Source organism: Paraburkholderia podalyriae (genome assembly GCF_014397785.1).
Lineage (GTDB): Bacteria > Pseudomonadota > Gammaproteobacteria > Burkholderiales > Burkholderiaceae > Paraburkholderia > Paraburkholderia podalyriae.
The window spans coordinates 1-2,564 of sequence record NZ_VZQQ01000180.1 but is presented as its reverse complement, the minus strand read 5'-3'; the positions used below and the strand labels follow the sequence as shown (position 1 = coordinate 2,564).

Genomic DNA, 2,564 nt, shown 5'->3' with positions numbered 1-2,564 from the left:
TGCGTATTTCGGTGAACGTGACCGCTGATTTCGGGAACGTGACCGATTCGGCGAGGTTGGGCGTTGCGCGGTTTCGATTGTAGAGTTCCTCCCTAGTTTTGGTCGAGTTCTGGTTCCAATACACTGGACTTTGGAGATGGCTTCCTTAGAGATTCGCCTGTGAGTTTGATGCGGTGGTGACGGTGCATGAGACGGTCAAGCATCGCGTCGGCGATGGTCTCGTCACCTATCCAGCCATGCCAGTGTTCGATCGGTAGCTGGCTGGTTACGATCGTGGCCTTGCCGGCAGAACGGTCGTCAATCATCTCGAGTAGATCATTTCGAACCATCGCGTCGAGCGGAGCCATTCCCCAATCGTCCAGCAAGAGAACATCCGTGCGAGCAACCTGCAGCAGCCATTTGGTGAAGCCGCCGTTGCCGTGCAGAACGCGTAGTTCCTCGCCCAGTCGCGGGACGCGCAGATACAACGCGGAGTGCCCGCGTCGGCAGGCATACTGCGCCAAGGCGCAAGCGAGCCATGACTTGCCTGCGCCAGTCGCGCCGCTAATGAGCAGGCTGTATCCGGCCTCAACCCAGTCGCCGAGAGCCAGGCTTGTGAGCGAACGCGGGTCGATCCCTCGACCTGCGCGAGTGTCCAGATCTTCAATGGCGGCCTGCGGATACTTCAGGCGCGCTTGCTTAAGCAGTCGGGTGCGACGGCGATCATCGCGCCAGCTTGCTTCCCGGTCGACCAACAATGACAAGCGTTCCTCGAAACTGAGGGTCGCCGTGCCGGGTTGCGTCAATTGCTGCTCCAATCCTTCGGCAAAGCCATCCAGCTTCAAGGTGCGCAGTTGCGTCAAGGTCTGTTGCATCATCATGGTGGGTTCTCTTTATTGGTAGTAGCTGGGGCCGCGCACATGCGCGTGGCTTGGGCTGATCCATTCAGCTGGCGTTGTTGCTGCGGCGCGGTCGCGGTTGTTGATCAGGATGTCGCGCACGTGGCGGTAACGGTGTACGCCCAGTTCGAGTGCCAATGCGCACGCCGCTTCCAGACGCTCGTGGCCGTAGCGACGAGAGAGCGAAAGCAGTCCAAGGCACGCCCGATAACCGTGCTCGGGATGACGTTGCTCCTGGAGAAGCCGAGTAACAAGCGCGCCGGTTGCTCCGCCAATCTGCTGGCCCCAGTGAATGAGGCGCTGCGGTGTCCATTCGAGATGGGCGCGGTGTGCCGCCGGCATGTGCTCTACGACTGTCGTGTAGCCTCCCACGCGATCGTTGCGGGCGTGGCTGGCCACGCGGCGACCGCGATGCAGCAGCTCGACGGCGCCCGCCGTGATGCGTGCATCGAGCTTGAGTCCGACTAGCGCCTGCGGAACGCTGTAGCGGTGTTTGTCGATCTCGACGTGATAATCAATGTGGACCGTGACCGACTTGAACCGCGCAAGCTCATACGGCTGCACCGGCAGCGGTTGTAAAGCCGGCGCGTCCAGTTCGGCAAATGCAGTGGCACGGCATCCCGGCAGCTTCTGAAACGGACGCCCGTTCAGCTTCTTCAGTAGCGGGCGGATCGCGTCGTTGACCGACTCAATAGTTTCGAATCGATGATGACGCAGGCGCGCCATGATCCAGCGCTCGACGATCTGAACCGCTACTTCAACCTTCGGCTTGTCCTGGGGGCGATAGACGCGCGCCGGCAGGAATGAGGTTCCGTAGTGACGCGCGAAGTCCAACACGGTGTCGCCTGCGCGCGGCTCGTAACGATCAGGGTCAGCGATCATCGCACGCGGGTTGTCCGGTACGATCAGCTGTGGAACGCCGCCGTAGAAGGTCAGCGCGCGGCCGATACCGCCCAGCCAGTCCTCCATCGTCTCGGCTGGCGTGGCGCATGCGAACGTGTAACTCGATGCGCCCATGGCGGCCACAAAGATGTGCGCGCGGCGCCCCGTTGTCAGCGGCAGCGTGGGGCCGGCGAAGTCGACGAACAGCTTCTCGCCAGCTCGGTGAATCTGTCGCATCGAGCGCTTCAGGCGTTTGGCGAACGCCTTATAGTGCTCACAGAACTGCGTGTAACGGTAGGTCTGCCGGTTCGCAAACTCCGCCTGATACTCCTCCCACAACAACGTCAGGGTCACACCTTTGCGGCGTAGCTCTTGATGGATGCGCCCGTAATCGGGTTGAGCGTAGGCGGTGGGCCCGCTGGGCTTGCCGAGCAGCCGCCGCTCGAGCTCGCCTTCGTCCATGTCGCAAGCGCTCGCCCAGTCCAGCCCGGCGGCACCAGCCAGCCCGACGTACTTCGTGACCACGCCCTTGGAAATGCCCAGCGACGCGGCGATTCGATCGTGCGAGAAGCCTGCGTCAAATTTAAGTCGTATAACGTCCTTGATCATGCGCATGTTCATCCGGTGCGCGGGCATCGTCTCTCCGGCCAAAGCCGGCGAGCATAACCCGCGTGGTTGATGTCATGCGCAACGCCAATCCTGCTGTCCGGTCCGCTCGGTCACGTTGCCGAAACGACCGGTCACGTTGCCGAAATCGCCGGTCACGATCCCGAAACGGCTGGTCACCTTCATCCGAAATACGCA

At 61.7% G+C, this 2,564-nt stretch carries 2 protein-coding genes; both read right to left on the bottom strand.

Annotated features, from left to right (window positions below):
- Nucleotides 1-92: 92 nt before the first annotated feature.
- The gene (istB, locus tag F6X42_RS42230; protein WP_187639679.1) at nucleotides 93-860 is read right to left on the bottom strand and encodes an IS21-like element helper ATPase IstB; all 768 of its coding nucleotides are present in this window, start codon (nucleotides 858-860) and stop codon (nucleotides 93-95) included.
- A gap of 12 nt (nucleotides 861-872) precedes the next feature.
- Nucleotides 873-2,396 carry an IS21 family transposase gene (gene istA / locus F6X42_RS42225; RefSeq protein WP_187639678.1) on the bottom strand — a complete coding sequence of 508 codons (1,524 nt, stop codon included), beginning with the start codon at nucleotides 2,394-2,396 and terminating at the stop codon, nucleotides 873-875.
- Nucleotides 2,397-2,564: the final 168 nt, after the last annotated feature.

Excerpts from the sequence above, each read along its gene's own strand:
- istB (WP_187639679.1), bottom strand. The coding sequence starts at position 860 with ATGATGATGCAACAGACCTTGACGCAACTGCGCACCTTGAAGCTGGAT.
- istA (WP_187639678.1), bottom strand. The coding sequence starts at position 2,396 with ATGCCCGCGCACCGGATGAACATGCGCATGATCAAGGACGTTATACGA.